This is a genomic window from Janibacter terrae, from assembly GCF_039636765.1.
GTDB lineage: Bacteria > Actinomycetota > Actinomycetes > Actinomycetales > Dermatophilaceae > Janibacter > Janibacter terrae.
The window spans coordinates 2,669,545-2,683,186 of sequence record NZ_CP144167.1; the positions used below are offsets into that span (position 1 = coordinate 2,669,545).

Here is a 13,642-nt window from a genome sequence, read left to right on the forward strand (position 1 = left end):
CGGGACCGGTCAGGGGGTACCGGTCCCGGCTCCGCGGGGGTGGCGGGCGCTACGAGCCCGGGGTCGAGGCTCAGACCTGCTTGATGGCCGAGACCTCGAGGTTGAGGGTGATCTTCTTGGAGACGAGCACGCCGCCGGTCTCGAGCGCGGCGTTCCAGGTGAGGCCCCAGTCCTCGCGCTCGACGACCGTCTGGGCGGTGAAGCCGACACGGACGTTGCCGAAGGGGTCCTGGGCGGTGCCGTCGTACTCGGCCTTCAGGGTGACCGGCTTGGTGACGCCCTTGATCGTCAGGTCGCCGACGAGGTCGAAGCTGTTGCCCGAGGCGTTCTGCACGCCGGTGGAGACGAAGGTGATCTCCGGGTTGGTCTCGACGTCGAAGAAGTCGGCCGACTTCAGGTGGCCATCACGGTCGGCGCTGCCGGTGTCGACGGAAGCGGTCTTCATCGTGGCCGTCGCGCTGGAGGCGCCCAGGTCCTCGGCGACGGTGATGGTGCCCTCCAGGTCGCGGAAGTAGCCGCGGACCTTGGTGACCATCGCGTGGCGGGCGACGAAGCTCACCTCGGTGTGGCTCGGGTCGATGGCGTAGGTACCGGCGGGGATGTTCAGGTCGGTCATGTGGATCTCCTTGGTGGTGGTGCCGTGGTCCGGGAGGCGGTTGGAACACGACATACGTTAGGACCTTTTGCTTGTTGTGTCAACTATTCGTTTTTCAACCACTCACGACCGTACGCCCGTTCCCGTTGAAGCGCCAGAGATGTCGTGCTTGTGTGGTGCCACGGCCCGTACCGGGCATGCCGACACAGAAGGAGAACGCCATGGGGTTCGACGATCTGAAGGGCCAGGCCACCGACGCGCTCGGTGAGCACAGCGACAAGGTCGAGGAGCACAGCGACCAGGGCCTCGACAAGGCCGGCGAGTTCGCCGAGGGCAAGGGCGTTGACGCCGACAAGAGCGACCAGGGCAGGGAGTTCCTCGACGGCAAGATCGGCGAGTGAGACCGCTCTGACGCGAAGGGGGTCGATCACCACGGCGATCGACCCCCTTCGTCGTGTTTTGGCTCCCTCGGCAGGGGTAAGCCAGTGGTGCCTCCGGCCGAACCCCGGCCGTCGACACGACCACGAGAGGAACGGAACATGAGCATCGACCACAACGCCATCGACCAAATCAGCGGGCGGGACGTCCACGGCTCCGACGGGGAGAAGATCGGGAGCGTCGGGCAGGTGTACCTGGACGACCAGACCGGGCGCCCGGACTGGATCACCGTCAGGACCGGGCTCTTCGGGACCCGCTCGAGCTTCGTGCCGCTGACCGACGCGCAGCAGACGGACGAGGGACTGCGGGTGCCGTACACGAAGGACCAGGTCAAGGACGCACCCAACGTCGAGGACGACGGGCACCTCGAGCCCGAGGAGGAGGAGCGTCTCTTCGCGCACTACGGCAGGACGGGCACCACCGGCGCACCCGTCGCCGGTGTGGCCGAGGGCCGTGGCGGCCGGGACCTGGACGACGAGACCGGTGAGCGCGTCGTCGGCCACGACACCTCCGGACCCACGACCGACGACGCGATGACCCGTTCCGAGGAGCGGCTCGACGTGGGGACCGAGCGCCGCGAGACCGGCCGTGCCCGTCTGCGCAAGTACGTCGTCACCGAGGAGCAGCAGGTCACCGTCCCCGTCACCCGCGAGGAGGTCCGCGTCGAGCGCGAGCCGATCACCGACGCCAATCGCGGCGACGCCCTCGACGGCCCCGGTATCTCCGAGGAGGAGCACGAGGTCACCCTCCACGAGGAGCGCCCCGTGGTCGAGAAGGAGACCGTCCCCGTCGAGCGCGTCCGCCTCGAGAAGGAGACCGTCACGGACGAGGAGCAGGTGAGCGGCACGGTGCGCAAGGAGCGCATCGAGACCGAGGGCGTCGACGACGTCCCGGACGACCGTCGCGTCTGACCCGTCCCAGCCCGAAGGGGGTCGGTCACCGTGACGGTGACCGACCCCCTTCGTCGTGCTCGGTCGTGGTCCTGCTCGGGCGGATCAGGCGCTGCAGGCGGGCCCGTTGGCCTCCACGGGCTCCGGAGCCCCGATGCGCGGCATGCCGAGCGAGACGCCGGGCTTGGCGACGGCACCCTCGACGCCCTTGTCCTGGAGGGCGGCCCATGCGTCGCCCCCCTTCGTGCGGCGGACGCTGAAGGTGCCGCCGGACAGGGCGGAGTCGGCGACGAGGTGGTGCGGGGCGCCGTAGGTGACGCCCACCGTGACCATGTCGCCGGGGCGCGGGCGCCCGACCTCGGGCAGGTCCTCGGGGACCGCGAAGTGCACCAGGCGGTTGTCGGGGGCGCGACCGCTCAGACGGGCGGTCTCGCGGTCCTTGCGTCCCTCCCCCGTCGCGACGAGCACCTCGAGCTCGCGCCCCTCCTGCTCGCGGTTGCCCGCCCAGGAGATCTCCTCCTGGAGCGCGACGAGCCGCTCGTAGCGCTCCTGGACGACCTCCTTGGGCACCTGGTCGGCCATCGTCGCGGCCGGTGTCCCGGGGCGGATCGAGTACTGGAAGGTGAAGGCGGAGCTGAAGCGCGACTCGCGCACGACCCGCAGGGTCTCCTCGAAGTCCGACTCCGTCTCCCCCGGGAAGCCGACGATGATGTCGGTCGTGATCGCCGCGTCGGGGATCCGGTCGCGGACCCGCTCGATGATCCCGAGGAAGCGCTCGGAGCGGTAGCTGCGCCGCATCGCCCTCAGCACGCGGTCGGAGCCGGACTGCAGCGGCATGTGCAGGCTCGGCATGACATTGGGCGTCTCGGCCATCGCCTCGATGACGTCATCGGTGAACGCGGCCGGGTGCGGGCTGGTGAAGCGCACCCGCTCCAGGCCCTCGATGTCGCCGCAGGCGCGCAGCAGCTTGCCGAAGGCGAGCTTGTCACCGAACTCGACGCCGTAGCTGTTGACGTTCTGCCCGAGCAGGGTCACCTCGAGGACGCCCTGGGCGACGAGCGCCTCGACCTCGGCGAGGACCTCGCCGGGACGGCGGTCCTTCTCCTTGCCGCGCAGCGCGGGTACGATGCAGAAGGTGCAGGTGTTGTTGCAGCCGACCGAGATCGACGTCCACCCCGAGTAGGCGGAGTCGCGCCGCGTCGGCAGCGTCGAGGGGAAGGTCTCCAGCGACTCGAGGATCTCGACCTGCGCCTGCGCGTTGTGGCGGGCGCGGTCGAGCAGGGCGGGCAGCGAGCCGATGTTGTGGGTGCCGAACACGACGTCGACCCAGGGCGCCCGCTCGACGATGGTCGTGCGGTCCTTCTGCGCCATGCAGCCGCCGACGGCGATCTGCAGGTCGGGGTTGCGCTGCTTGAACGGGCGGAGCTGGCCGAGGTTGCCGTAGAGCTTGTTGTCGGCGTTCTCCCGCACCGCGCAGGTGTTGAACACGACGACGTCGGCGACCTCGCCGCGCTCGTGGCGCGGCAGGCTCGCGATGTCGACATAGCCGGCCGTCTCGAGGAGGCCGGCCAGGCGCTCGGAGTCGTGCACGTTCATCTGGCACCCGTGGGTGCGCACGTCATAGGTCTTGGGCGTCGCAGTCATGGCCCGTCAAGGGTACGTCGGACGAAGGGGGTGCCCTCCCCCTGCGTCCGCGCCTCACCCCAGCCGGGTGTAGGTGATCTCGATGTCGAGGTCGCTGACCGGGGGGCCGACGAAGATGCCGCGGAAGGGCGAGACGTCGTCGTAGTCGCGGCCGCGGCCGATGACGACGTGGTCCAGCCCGACCGGCCCGGTGTTGGTCGGGTCGAGCGCGTGCCAGCCGCCGTCCCACAGCTCGATCCACGCGTGGTTGCGCGCGGGCACCGTCGTGCCGCGCTGGACGTCCGTGTCCTCGGCCGTCAGGTACCCGCTCACGTAGCGGGCGGGGATCCCGGCCGACCGCAGGGCGCCGAGGGTCACGTGGGCGAAGTCCTGGCACACGCCCTTGCCGCCGGCCCAGACGTCGGCGGCCGTCGACTGCCAGCCGGTGATGCCGCTCTCGTAGGTGAGGCGCTCGCGCAGCCGCTCGACGATGGCGAGCCCGGCGGCTCGCGGGGTCGGGTCCTCCACGCGCTCCTGTGCGAGGGCGACGACCTCCTCGGGCGGCGCGGTCCGGCCGGTCTGCGCGAGGAACTCGCTCAACCGGTCGCAGGTCGTCGCGTCCCTGACCGCGGCCCAGCCGACGGCGTCGGCCTGGACGGGCAGCTCGGAGCGCTCGACGGTGCTCGTGGCCTCGATCTCGAGCACCTCGTGGCCGGTCTGGGACTCCATCGCCATGACCTGGGTACCCCAGTGGTCCTCGTAGACGTGGCTCCAGGTGAGGGGCTTGACGCGCACGCGCGCCTCGAGCGTCGCCTGGCCCGGCTCGCTCACCGGGATCATGCGCAGCTCGTTGTGCGCGGCGGTGACCTCGCCCTCGTAGCGCATCGTCGTGCGGTGGACGATGCGGTGGCGCCTGCTGCTCATACGACCTCTCCCATCCACTCCTGGACCGGCGCGGACAAGAAGTAGCGCGCCCTGATCGCGTCCGAGGCGGCCATGACGGCCTCCTGCACCAGTTGCATCCGCTCCGGCAGGTCGTGCAGCACCGTGTCCGGGTTGCTGAACTCCAGCGAGGTGCGGATCTGCCCGAGGATGCGGCGGCCCTCGTCGGAGAAGCCGACCCGGTCCTTGTCGGGCGAGAGGTTGATCAGCCGCTCCTCCGCCTCCTTGAGCGCCGCGATGACCGAGCGCGGGAAGCGCCGGTCGAGCGTCAGGAAGGCGGCCGCGGTGCGGTCGGTGACGACGCCACGCATCGTGCGCAGCATCGCCTGCTGCGCGCCGCAGCTGGCGAGGACCTGCCCCCAGCCGGGGCCCAGGTCGCTGGCGCCCGTCGCGACGAGACGGGCGGTCATGTCGGCACGCTCGAGCGCCCGGCCGAGGACGAGGAAGTCCCAGGCGTCGTCGTGGCTCATCGTCGTGTCGGTGAGGCCGTCGAGCAGCGCGGAGCGCTCGCGCACCCACCCGAGGTGGTACTGCGTCGCGGGTCCCGGGGTGAAGGAGTTCCACCGGTGGTAGGTCGTGTTGATCGCCTCCCACATCTCGGTGGAGACGGTTTCGCGGGCACGCCGGGCGTTTTCGCGCGCGGCGTGCCACGAGCCCGAGACGGCGTTGGGGTTGCCCGCGTCGAAGACGAGCATGCGGCTGGTGTCGGCGTAGTCGACCTCGCCGACGTCGTCGTAGCCCATGATCCCGCGCAGCACCATCGTGCACGCGGTCTGCTCGTCCGCCGCGGGGTCCTCGAGGAGCTGCAGGCGCAGCACGTCGACGATGCGCGCGGTCCCGTCGGCGCGCTCGATGTAGCGACCGATCCAGAAGAGGGAGTCAGCGATCCGGCTCAGCATCAGACGTCCTCCTCGCTCGGGTCCTGCGACTGGCCCTGGTACTGGGACTGGGACTGCGACTGCGGGACAGGGCCGTCGTCGCGCTCGTGCGTGCCCGTCCCGGTACCGAGGAAGATGACCTCGCGCTCGTCGACGTCGTGCGGCAGCCGGTTGTAGCGTCCGGCGAGCACCCAGGTGTCCTTGGAGCCACCCCCCTGGCTGGAGTTGACGACGAGCTGGCCCTCGGGCAGGGCGACGCGGGTCAGGCCACCGGGGAGGACCTGCACGTCGGTGCCGTCGTTGACGGCGAAGGGGCGCAGGTCGACGTGGCGCGGGCGCAGCTGCCCGTCGATGAGCGTCGGCACGGTCGACAGCTGGACCACCGGCTGGGCGATCCACCCGCGCGGGTCCTCGAGCAGCTTGGCCCGCAGCTCGTCGAGCTCGGCGCCGCTGGCCGCGGGTCCGATGACGAGGCCCTTGCCACCGGATCCGTCCACCGGCTTGGTCACCATCTCGTCGAGCCGGCCGAGCACCTCCCGCAGGGCCTCGGGCTCCTGGAGCCGGTAGGTGTCGACATTGGGCAGGATCGGGTCCTCGTCGAGGTAGTACCGCGTGAGCTCCGGGACGTAGGAGTAGACGAGCTTGTCGTCGGCGACGCCGTTGCCGATCGCGTTGGCCAGCGTCACGCGCCCCGCGCGGACGGCGGAGACCAGTCCTGTCACGCCGAGCATCGAGTCGCGCCGGAAGTGCACCGGGTCGAGGAAGTCGTCGTCGATGCGCCGGTAGATGACGTCGACGCGCTCCTCCCCGTGCGTCGTGCGCATGCGCACCTCGCCGCCGCGCACGACGAGGTCACGCCCCTCGACGAGCTCCACGCCCATCATCCGGGCGAGCAGCGTGTGCTCGAAGTACGCGCTGTTGTAGACGCCGGGGGTGAGCACGACGACGGTCGGGTCGACCCTCCCTTCGGGCGCCGAGGCGCGCAGCGCGTGCAGGAGCATGCGCGGGTAGTCGTGCACGGGCCGGATCCGCATCGTCGCGAAGGCCTCGGGGAAGACGTTGGTCATCGCGCGGCGGTTGGCGATGACGTAGGAGACGCCGGAGGGGACGCGGACGTTGTCCTCGAGGACGCGGAAGGTCCCCTCCTCGTCGCGGATGAGGTCGATGCCGCTCACGTGCGCGCGCACCCCACCCGGCGGTCGCAGACCGGTCACCGCACGGTGGTAGTGGCTCGACGTGGCGATGAGCTTCCACGGGACGATGCCGTCCTCGACCGCCCGGGGCAGCCCGCCGGTGCGGCTGTAGATGTCGTCGAGGAAGGCCTCGAGGACCTTGACGCGCTGCGCGACGCCCTGCTCGACCGCCTGCCAGGCGTCCGCGTCGATGACCCGAGGGACGGCGTCGAGGGGGAAGGGGCGTTCCTCGCCGGCGTGGTCGAACGTGACCCCCTGGTCGAAGAACATCCGGGCGAGGGCGTCCGCACGGTCCTTCAGCTCCTGCGGCTCCATCGAGCGCAGCGTGTGGTGGATCGGCTTGTACGGCGGGCGGGGCTCGCCCCCTTCGCCGAGCATCTCGTCCCATGCCGCACTGGGTGCGTAGGTCCCGAAGAGAGAGTCGTTGACGGTCACGCGCCCACCCTACGCACGAGCGGGTGGTGCCACGCGGTCGTAGCGCGGTGCCAGACTCGCGCCATGCCCTACCTCCCCGACCACGACCGGGTCAACGACGAGGACCTGGTGCTCGACGTCATCGCCCAGCACCCGCTCGCCTCGCTCGTCACCCACGACGGCACCTCCCCGGAGGTCGACCTCATCCCCCTGCTCGCGCAGCGGACCGCGTCCGGCATCGAGCTCATCGGGCACGTGGCGCGCGCCAACCCGGTGTGGCAGGTCGGACGGCACGAAGGGGAGTCCCTCGCCGTCTTCCGCGCCACGGACCACTACATCTCCCCCACCTGGTACCCGAGCAAGGCCGAGCACCACCGCACGGTGCCGACGTGGAACTACGTCGCCGTCCACGCCTGGGGTCCGCTGGAGGTGCACGACGACCCGCGGTGGGTGCGGACGGCGGTCGCGAGGCTGACGTCCCACATGGAGGCGGGACGCGAGGAGCCGTGGCGGATGGGCATGGCACCGCCCGGGTACGTGGACGAGCAGCTGGCCCATGTCGTCGGGATCCGCATCCCCGTGCGCCGGGTGACCGGGAAGTTCAAGGTCTCGGCGCACAAGAGCGACCCCGACCGCCTCGGGGCCCGCGACGGCGTCGCGGCCGACGGCCCCGGCCCGGGCGCCGGGTCGAACCCGGACCTGCTCGTCGAGTGGATGAGCCGGCCGCCCGGCGGAACTAGTCGCGCTGGTGCTCCGGCTGCGCGTCGAGCGCCTCGTTGATGACCAGGCGCGCGACCTCGCTGCCGTAGCCCTTGCGGGCGAGCATCCCGGCGAGGCGCCGAGCCTGCACGGTGCGGTCCAGGCCGTGCATGGAGCGCAGCTTCTTCGCGACGAGCTCATGGGCGCGGGCCCGCTCGTCCTCCGGGTCGACCTCGTCGAGCACCGCCTGGGCGAGCTCGTCGTCGACCCCCTTCCTGCGCAGCTCGTGGGAGAGCGCGCGCTTCGCCAGACCGCGACCGGCCTGCTTGGAGCGCACGAAGGCCTGGGCGTAGGCCTCGTCGTCGACGAGGCCCACCTGCTCGAAGCGATCGAGCACATCCGCCGCGACGTCGTCGGGGCAGCCCTTGCGGCGCAAGGCCTTCTCCAGCTCGGCGCGCGACTTGGGCGAACCGGTCAGCAGGCGCAGGACGACGGCGCGGGCCACCGCGTACGGGTCGGCGTCGGAGTCGCTCTCCCGGCCCGCGGGGTCCGGCGGCGGGGCGGCACCGCGCTCGACGGCGGAGACCGCCGCACGCAGGCCCTCGAGCGTGCGCGCGGCGGCTCCCTCGTCAGTGCTCATGTCGCGGCTCAGAAGTCGACCGGGACCTCGGCCGGCTCGTCGGCCTCCTCGACGGGAACGACCCCGATGCCGAGCTTGGTCTTGATCTTGGCCTCGATCTCCTCGCCGAGCTGCGGGTTGTCCTTGAGGAACTTGCGGGCATTTTCCTTGCCCTGACCCAGCTGGTCGCCCTCGTACGTGTACCAGGCTCCGGCCTTGCGGACGAAGCCGTGCTCGACGCCCATGTCGATCAGGCCGCCCTCGCGGGAGATGCCCTGGCCGTAGAGGATGTCGAACTCCGCCTGCTTGAAGGGCGGGGAGACCTTGTTCTTCACGACCTTGACCCGGGTGCGGTTGCCGACCGGGTCGGTGCCGTCCTTGAGGGTCTCGATGCGGCGCACGTCCAGGCGGACGGAGGCGTAGAACTTCAGCGCCTTGCCACCCGTGGTGGTCTCGGGCGAGCCGAACATGACGCCGATCTTCTCGCGGAGCTGGTTGATGAAGATCGCGGTCGTGCCGGAGGTGTTGAGCGCGCCGGTGATCTTGCGCAGCGCCTGGCTCATGAGACGGGCCTGCAGACCGACGTGGCTGTCACCCATCTCGCCCTCGATCTCGGCGCGGGGCACGAGCGCCGCGACGGAGTCGATGACGATGACGTCGAGCGCGCCGGAGCGGATGAGCATGTCGGCGATCTCGAGCGCCTGCTCACCGGTGTCCGGCTGGCTGACGAGGAGGGCGTCGGTGTCGACACCCAGCTTCTTGGCGTACTCGGGGTCGAGGGCGTGCTCGGCGTCGATGAACGCCGCGATGCCCCCACCTCGCTGGGCGTTGGCGACCGCGTGCAGGGCGACCGTCGTCTTTCCGGAGGACTCCGGGCCGTAGATCTCGACGACTCGGCCACGGGGCAGGCCGCCGATGCCGAGGGCGACGTCCAGGGCGATCGCGCCGGTCGGGATGACCGCGATCGGGGGGCGCACGTCGTCGCCCAGGCGCATCACCGCGCCCTTGCCGTGGGCCTTCTCGATCTGCCCCATGACGTTGTCGAGGGACTTGAGCTTCTGCTCGTGGAGCTTGCTGTCGATGGCGGTGACCTCAGCCATGCCACACCTTCCTTGTCATCGTGTCGGGCGCGTCCACCGGCGACCAGTTCCCACACAGTCGGACGTCTCGTGCTGTCTGGTCAGACGCTAGGAGCCACCACCGACAACCGTCCGCAGCTGCCGTGGGGCTGTGGACACCGCGGCTGCCGGATGGGCACCTGTGGACGACGTTACCCGTACAGGTGTTCGAGGGTGGGAGGTGGCGCGCCGACACGCCGTCACGACAGGATGAGGACGTGCAGACCGTCACCCCCGAGGCCCTCGCCCGCGCCCTGACCGCCCTGCCCGACGACCCGCGGGTCGTCGTCTCCGGCAACCACAGCGTCCCGTGGGCGCTCGTGCACCTGCTCGACGCGACCCTCGAGACCTACACGCTCAACATGCTCAACGGCCCGGCCGGCCTCCCCGACCGCGCGGGCGTGACGCTCGAGACGAGCTTCGTCGGGCCCGGGCAGCGGCGCCGCGCCGGGCTGCGGTACGTGCCGAGCCGCCTCTCGCTCGTCCCGGTCCTCTACCGCGACCGGCTCCCCGTCGACTGCGTCCTCGTGCACTGCGCTCCTCCGCGCGAGGGGCACCTCTCCCTCGGCCTCGAGGTCAACCTCCTGCCCGGCGCCATCGAGGCCTGCCGCGAGCGCGGCGGGCTCGTCGTCGCGATGGTCAACGACCGGATGCCCTACACCCACGGTGACGCGCGGGTCCCGCTCGACCACGTCGACCTCGCGGTCGAGGTGAGCGAGCCGCTCCCTTCGCCCACCGCCGGTGCGCCCCTCGGGGAGGAGACGAGCGCCATCGGCCGCCGCGTCGCCGCGATGGTCCCCGACGGCGCCACCCTGCAGATGGGCATCGGGGCCGTCCCCGACGCGGCGCTCGCCGCGCTCACCGAGCACCGCGAGCTGCGGCTGTGGACGGAGATGTTCTCCGACGGCGTGCTGGCCCTCGACGCGGCCGGCGCACTCGACCCGGACCACCCCCTCACCACGTCCTTCATCTTCGGCTCCCCCGAGCTCTACGCCTGGGTCGACGGCAACCCACGGGTGCAGATGGCCCGCACCGAGCGCACCAACGACCCCGGGCTCATCGCGCGGCAGCGCTCGATGACCTCGATCAACACGGCGCTCCAGGTCGACCTCTTCGGGCAGGCCAACGCCTCCCGGCTCGGCGCCCGCATCCACAGCGGCTTCGGCGGGCAGACCGACTTCATCGTCGGCGCGCTGCACTCCCCCGGCGGGCAGGCCTTCCTCGCGCTGCGCTCGTGGCACCCGCGCGCCGACGTCAGCACGATCGTGCCGCTCGTCGACGAGCCGGTGACCTCCTTCCAGGCCACCGCGATCGTCACCGAGCAGGGCACCGCCCCGCTCTTCGGCCACTCCGAGCGGGACCAGGCCCGGGCGCTCATCGAGCAGGCCGCCCACCCCCGCGTGCGCGAGGAGCTGTGGGAGGAGGCCGCGGAGCTCGGTCTGGCGTGACCCCTTCGCTCCTAGGCGCGCAGGAGGGTCTCGATGCGGCGGGAGGTGGCCCAGATGCCGACCACGCCCAGCACGAGCAGGTAGGCGACGTGCCAGAGCAGGCCCCACCCCACCTCGCCGAGCATGAGGCCGCGCTCGAGCGCGACGCCGTGGTAGAGCGGGGTAGCCATGACGACCGGCTGCGCCCAGCCCGGGTAGGTCGCGAGCGGGAAGAAGGTCGCCGAGAGCAGGAAGAGCGGCTGGATGACGAGCATGACCCAGTCGAAGTCGACCCAGGAACGCATGAAGGTCGTCGCGTACATGCCGACCGCGGAGAACGCGAGGCCGATGAAGACCGCCGCCGGCACCGCGAGCACCGACCACCAGGACTCGACGACGCCCACCGCGAGCGCCACGAGGTAGAAGACGAGTGCGTAGACCCCGCCGCGGACGAGGCTCCAGACGACCTCCCCGACGGCGATGTCCCGCGGCCCGAGAGGGGTCGCGAGCATCGCGTCGTAGATCCGCGCGTACCTGAGCTTGAAGAAGACGTTGAAGGTCGAGTCCATGACCGCGCCGTTCATCGCCGAGCTGGCGAGCATCGCCGGGGCGACGAAGGCCGCGTAGGAGACCTGTGTCCCGCCGTCGGTCATGACGAAGGGGACGAGCGACCCGACGCCGATGCCGAGCGAGAAGAGGTAGAAGACCGGCTCGGCGAAGCCGGTGACGAAGGCGATCCACTGCCGTCGGAAGGTCACGACGTTGCGCTCCACGACGGCGCGCCACATGGCCAGGCCGGGCGTGAGGACACCGGTCGTCATGTCACCAACCGCCGGGTCATGCCGGACCGGGCGTAGACCCACCCGAGGGCGACGAAGGCGAGCAGCACGAGCAGGTGCACGAGGTCGAAGGGGGCGAAGCTCCCGTGGGCGGACGAGCGCACCAGCTCGACCCCGTGCCACAGCGGGGTAGCCCAGGCCAGGATCTCGAGGACGAAGGGGAGGCGGTCGACCGGGAAGAAGACGCCCGAGAAGAGCATGAGCGGGGTGATGACGAGGCGGTAGACGATGTTGAAGGAGGAGTCCCCCTTCGCCCGGGCGGTGAAGCCGAAGAGCGGGACGGCGAAGGCGAGGGTCACGAGGACCCCGATGGGCACCGCGAGCAGGACCCACCAGGACGCGAAGCTGCCGAAGAACGAGGCGACGAGGACGAAGGCCGCCGCAGCGAGGCCACCCTGCACGGCGATGACCGTCAGGTGCCCGAGGAGCAGGTCGCTCACCGTGAGGGGCGTGGCGAGCATCGAGTGGTACATGCGGTTCCACGTGAAGAGCCCGTAGACGGGGTAGGTCGACTCACCGACCGCCGTCATCATCGCCTGCACCGCGACCATGCCCGGCGCGACGAAGAGCAGGTAGGAGACGCCGTCCACTCCCCCGGACGACGCGTCCACGAGGGATCCGAGGCCGAGCCCGATCGCGAGCAGGAAGAGCAGCGGCGAGACGAAGCGCGAGAAGAGCGAGCCCATCCAGGTGCGCCGGTAGACGACGAGGAAGTACCCCGCGACGGCGCCGACGCGGCCGAGCATCAGTCGACGAGGGTGCGGCCGGTGAGGTGGAGGAAGACGTCCTCGAGCGTGGAGCGGCGCACGATCGCGCTGAGCGGCTGCAGGCCGCGGTCGTGGACGGCCTCGAGGGCCGCGTCACCGTGGTCGGTGTAGACGAGGAGGCGGTCCGGCAGTGCCTCGACGCGCTCGCCGACGCCCTCGACGAGGTGCGCCGCGTCGGCGTGGTCCGCCTGCTCGTCCAGCGGCAGGCGCAGCTCGAGCACCTCGCGCGTCGAGTAGGACCCGATGAGCGAGCGCGGAGAGCCCTCGGCGACGATGCGACCGCGGTCCATGACGACGAGCCGGTCGCACAGCTGCTCGGCCTCGTCCATGTAGTGCGTCGTGATGATGAGCGTGACGCCCTGGCGCTTGAGCCGGAAGAGCTTGTCCCACAGGACGTGCCGCGCCTGGGGGTCCAGACCGGTCGTCGGCTCGTCGAGGAGCAGGATCTCCGGCTCGTTGATGAGCGAGCGGGCGATGGTCAGGCGTCGCTTCATGCCACCCGACAGGGGCTCGACCTTGTCCTTGCGCCGCTCGGTGAGCTGGGCGAAGTCGAGCAGCTCGTCGATCCGCTCGCGGATCACCCGGCGCGGCAACCCGAAGTAGCGCCCGTAGACGTAGAGGTTCTCCTCGACGGTGATCTCCTCGTCGAGGTTGTCCTGCTGCGGGCAGTTGCCCAGGCGGGCCCGGATCGCGGCGCCGTTGGTCACCGGGTCGAGGCCGAGGATGCGCAGCTCGCCGGCGCTCGGCGGAGAGGTGGCGGCGACCATCTTCATCGTCGAGGACTTGCCGGCGCCGTTGGGACCGAGGAACCCGAAGGACTCCCCCCGCCGCACCTCGATGTCGATGCCGTCGACGGCCGTGAAGTCACCGAAGGTCTTGGTCAGGCCGCGCGCGCTCAGCAGCACGCTCACTCCGGCCTCTCGTTCGCGATCTCCGGCGGGACCTCCATCGGCTCCCGGTCGAGCCCGAGGCGGCGGTGGGGCGGGATAGACAGGTCCTCGCACAGGCTCTCCCACACCCGGCGGGGCGGCTCACCGTCGGCGAGCGCGCGCTCGACCGTGCGGTCACCGAGCGCCTGGACGACGTGCCCGCGGGCGAGGGTGTGGGCATACCCCTCCCCGAACTCGTCCTCCATGAGGGTCCAGAAGTGACTCAGGCGCACCCGGCGAGTGTAGGTGTGTCCGGCGGCCGTCGGTGCGG

15 protein-coding genes are annotated in these 13,642 nt (G+C 71.0%); 4 read left to right on the plus strand and 11 right to left on the minus strand.

Translation table 11 applies throughout. The features are described from left to right. Positions 1-70 precede the first annotated feature (70 nt). On the minus strand, positions 71-616 hold the full coding sequence (locus V3C34_RS13180) for a YceI family protein (protein WP_346007359.1): 546 nt from the start codon (positions 614-616) through the stop codon (positions 71-73). A 200-nt stretch (positions 617-816) separates the two neighbouring features. Between V3C34_RS13180 and V3C34_RS13185 the strand changes: the two genes are divergently transcribed. Together V3C34_RS13185 and V3C34_RS13190 are read left to right on the plus strand one after the other, a co-directional pair. Then, positions 817-996: a hypothetical protein gene (locus V3C34_RS13185; protein ID WP_068322922.1), complete on the plus strand. Its 180-nt coding sequence runs from the start codon at positions 817-819 to the stop codon at positions 994-996. 138 nt (positions 997-1,134) lie between these two features. After that, a complete protein-coding gene (locus V3C34_RS13190) occupies positions 1,135-1,944 on the plus strand; it encodes a DUF2382 domain-containing protein (protein WP_068322920.1) in 810 nt (269 codons plus the stop codon). A gap of 84 nt (positions 1,945-2,028) precedes the next feature. On the opposite strand, the gene miaB is transcribed toward V3C34_RS13190, so the two are convergent. The 4 genes from miaB to V3C34_RS13210 are packed head-to-tail and all read right to left on the minus strand — an operon-like array spanning position 2,029 to position 6,937. After that, positions 2,029-3,567, minus strand: coding sequence for a tRNA (N6-isopentenyl adenosine(37)-C2)-methylthiotransferase MiaB (miaB, locus tag V3C34_RS13195; RefSeq protein WP_068322917.1), 1,539 nt, complete (start codon positions 3,565-3,567; stop codon positions 2,029-2,031). 54 nt (positions 3,568-3,621) lie between these two features. After that, entirely contained in the window at positions 3,622-4,470 is an 849-nt protein-coding gene (locus V3C34_RS13200) for a transglutaminase family protein (RefSeq protein ID WP_068322914.1), read from the minus strand. Beyond that, positions 4,467-5,387, minus strand: coding sequence for an alpha-E domain-containing protein (locus V3C34_RS13205; RefSeq protein ID WP_346007360.1), 921 nt, complete (start codon positions 5,385-5,387; stop codon positions 4,467-4,469). The genes V3C34_RS13200 and V3C34_RS13205 overlap by 4 nt, the downstream gene beginning before the upstream one ends. Further along, a complete protein-coding gene (locus V3C34_RS13210) occupies positions 5,387-6,937 on the minus strand; it encodes a circularly permuted type 2 ATP-grasp protein (RefSeq protein WP_082817131.1) in 1,551 nt (516 codons plus the stop codon). Before V3C34_RS13210 ends, V3C34_RS13205 begins: the two co-directional genes overlap by 1 nt. Positions 6,938-7,057: 120 nt before the next feature. Between V3C34_RS13210 and V3C34_RS13215 the strand changes: the two genes are divergently transcribed. Beyond that, positions 7,058-7,753: an FMN-binding negative transcriptional regulator gene (locus V3C34_RS13215; protein WP_068423431.1), complete on the plus strand. Its 696-nt coding sequence runs from the start codon at positions 7,058-7,060 to the stop codon at positions 7,751-7,753. On the opposite strand, the gene V3C34_RS13220 is transcribed toward V3C34_RS13215, so the two are convergent. After that, the gene (locus V3C34_RS13220) at positions 7,710-8,312 is read right to left on the minus strand and encodes a regulatory protein RecX (RefSeq protein WP_345913679.1); all 603 of its coding nucleotides are present in this window, start codon (positions 8,310-8,312) and stop codon (positions 7,710-7,712) included. The genes V3C34_RS13215 and V3C34_RS13220 overlap by 44 nt on opposite strands. Before the next feature lie 8 nt (positions 8,313-8,320). Further along, positions 8,321-9,391 (minus strand): recombinase RecA, encoded by a 1,071-nt coding sequence (gene recA / locus V3C34_RS13225; RefSeq protein ID WP_338537902.1) that lies wholly within the window; start codon positions 9,389-9,391, stop codon positions 8,321-8,323. A 236-nt stretch (positions 9,392-9,627) separates the two neighbouring features. Between recA and V3C34_RS13230 the strand changes: the two genes are divergently transcribed. Beyond that, positions 9,628-10,857, plus strand: a complete 1,230-nt coding sequence (locus V3C34_RS13230) for an acetyl-CoA hydrolase/transferase family protein (RefSeq protein ID WP_338537901.1) — start codon at positions 9,628-9,630, stop codon at positions 10,855-10,857. Positions 10,858-10,868: 11 nt separating this feature from the next. Here the strand turns inward: V3C34_RS13230 and V3C34_RS13235 are convergent, their stop codons facing one another. Genes V3C34_RS13235 through V3C34_RS13250 form a run of 4 tightly spaced genes read right to left on the minus strand, consistent with a single transcriptional unit; the run spans position 10,869 to position 13,604 of the window. Then, a complete protein-coding gene (locus V3C34_RS13235; RefSeq protein ID WP_068423427.1) occupies positions 10,869-11,657 on the minus strand; it encodes an ABC transporter permease in 789 nt (262 codons plus the stop codon). Next, positions 11,654-12,421, minus strand: coding sequence for an ABC transporter permease (locus V3C34_RS13240; RefSeq protein WP_068423425.1), 768 nt, complete (start codon positions 12,419-12,421; stop codon positions 11,654-11,656). The genes V3C34_RS13235 and V3C34_RS13240 overlap by 4 nt, the downstream gene beginning before the upstream one ends. Further along, positions 12,421-13,353, minus strand: a complete 933-nt coding sequence (locus V3C34_RS13245) for an ABC transporter ATP-binding protein (RefSeq protein ID WP_346007361.1) — start codon at positions 13,351-13,353, stop codon at positions 12,421-12,423. The genes V3C34_RS13240 and V3C34_RS13245 overlap by 1 nt, the downstream gene beginning before the upstream one ends. Continuing rightward, the gene (locus V3C34_RS13250; protein ID WP_082807434.1) at positions 13,350-13,604 is read right to left on the minus strand and encodes a DUF3046 domain-containing protein; all 255 of its coding nucleotides are present in this window, start codon (positions 13,602-13,604) and stop codon (positions 13,350-13,352) included. Before V3C34_RS13250 ends, V3C34_RS13245 begins: the two co-directional genes overlap by 4 nt. Positions 13,605-13,642: the final 38 nt, after the last annotated feature.

Coding starts and splice junctions, on each gene's coding strand:
- V3C34_RS13180 (WP_346007359.1), bottom strand. CDS start 616: ATGACCGACCTGAACATCCCCGCCGGTACCTACGCCATCGACCCGAGC.
- V3C34_RS13185 (WP_068322922.1), top strand. CDS start 817: ATGGGGTTCGACGATCTGAAGGGCCAGGCCACCGACGCGCTCGGTGAG.
- V3C34_RS13190 (WP_068322920.1), top strand. CDS start 1,135: ATGAGCATCGACCACAACGCCATCGACCAAATCAGCGGGCGGGACGTC.
- miaB (WP_068322917.1), bottom strand. CDS start 3,567: ATGACTGCGACGCCCAAGACCTATGACGTGCGCACCCACGGGTGCCAG.
- V3C34_RS13200 (WP_068322914.1), bottom strand. CDS start 4,470: ATGAGCAGCAGGCGCCACCGCATCGTCCACCGCACGACGATGCGCTAC.
- V3C34_RS13205 (WP_346007360.1), bottom strand. CDS start 5,387: ATGCTGAGCCGGATCGCTGACTCCCTCTTCTGGATCGGTCGCTACATC.
- V3C34_RS13210 (WP_082817131.1), bottom strand. CDS start 6,937: ATGCTCGGCGAAGGGGGCGAGCCCCGCCCGCCGTACAAGCCGATCCAC.
- V3C34_RS13215 (WP_068423431.1), top strand. CDS start 7,058: ATGCCCTACCTCCCCGACCACGACCGGGTCAACGACGAGGACCTGGTG.
- V3C34_RS13220 (WP_345913679.1), bottom strand. CDS start 8,312: ATGAGCACTGACGAGGGAGCCGCCGCGCGCACGCTCGAGGGCCTGCGT.
- recA (WP_338537902.1), bottom strand. CDS start 9,391: ATGGCTGAGGTCACCGCCATCGACAGCAAGCTCCACGAGCAGAAGCTC.
- V3C34_RS13235 (WP_068423427.1), bottom strand. CDS start 11,657: ATGACGACCGGTGTCCTCACGCCCGGCCTGGCCATGTGGCGCGCCGTC.
- V3C34_RS13240 (WP_068423425.1), bottom strand. CDS start 12,421: ATGCTCGGCCGCGTCGGCGCCGTCGCGGGGTACTTCCTCGTCGTCTAC.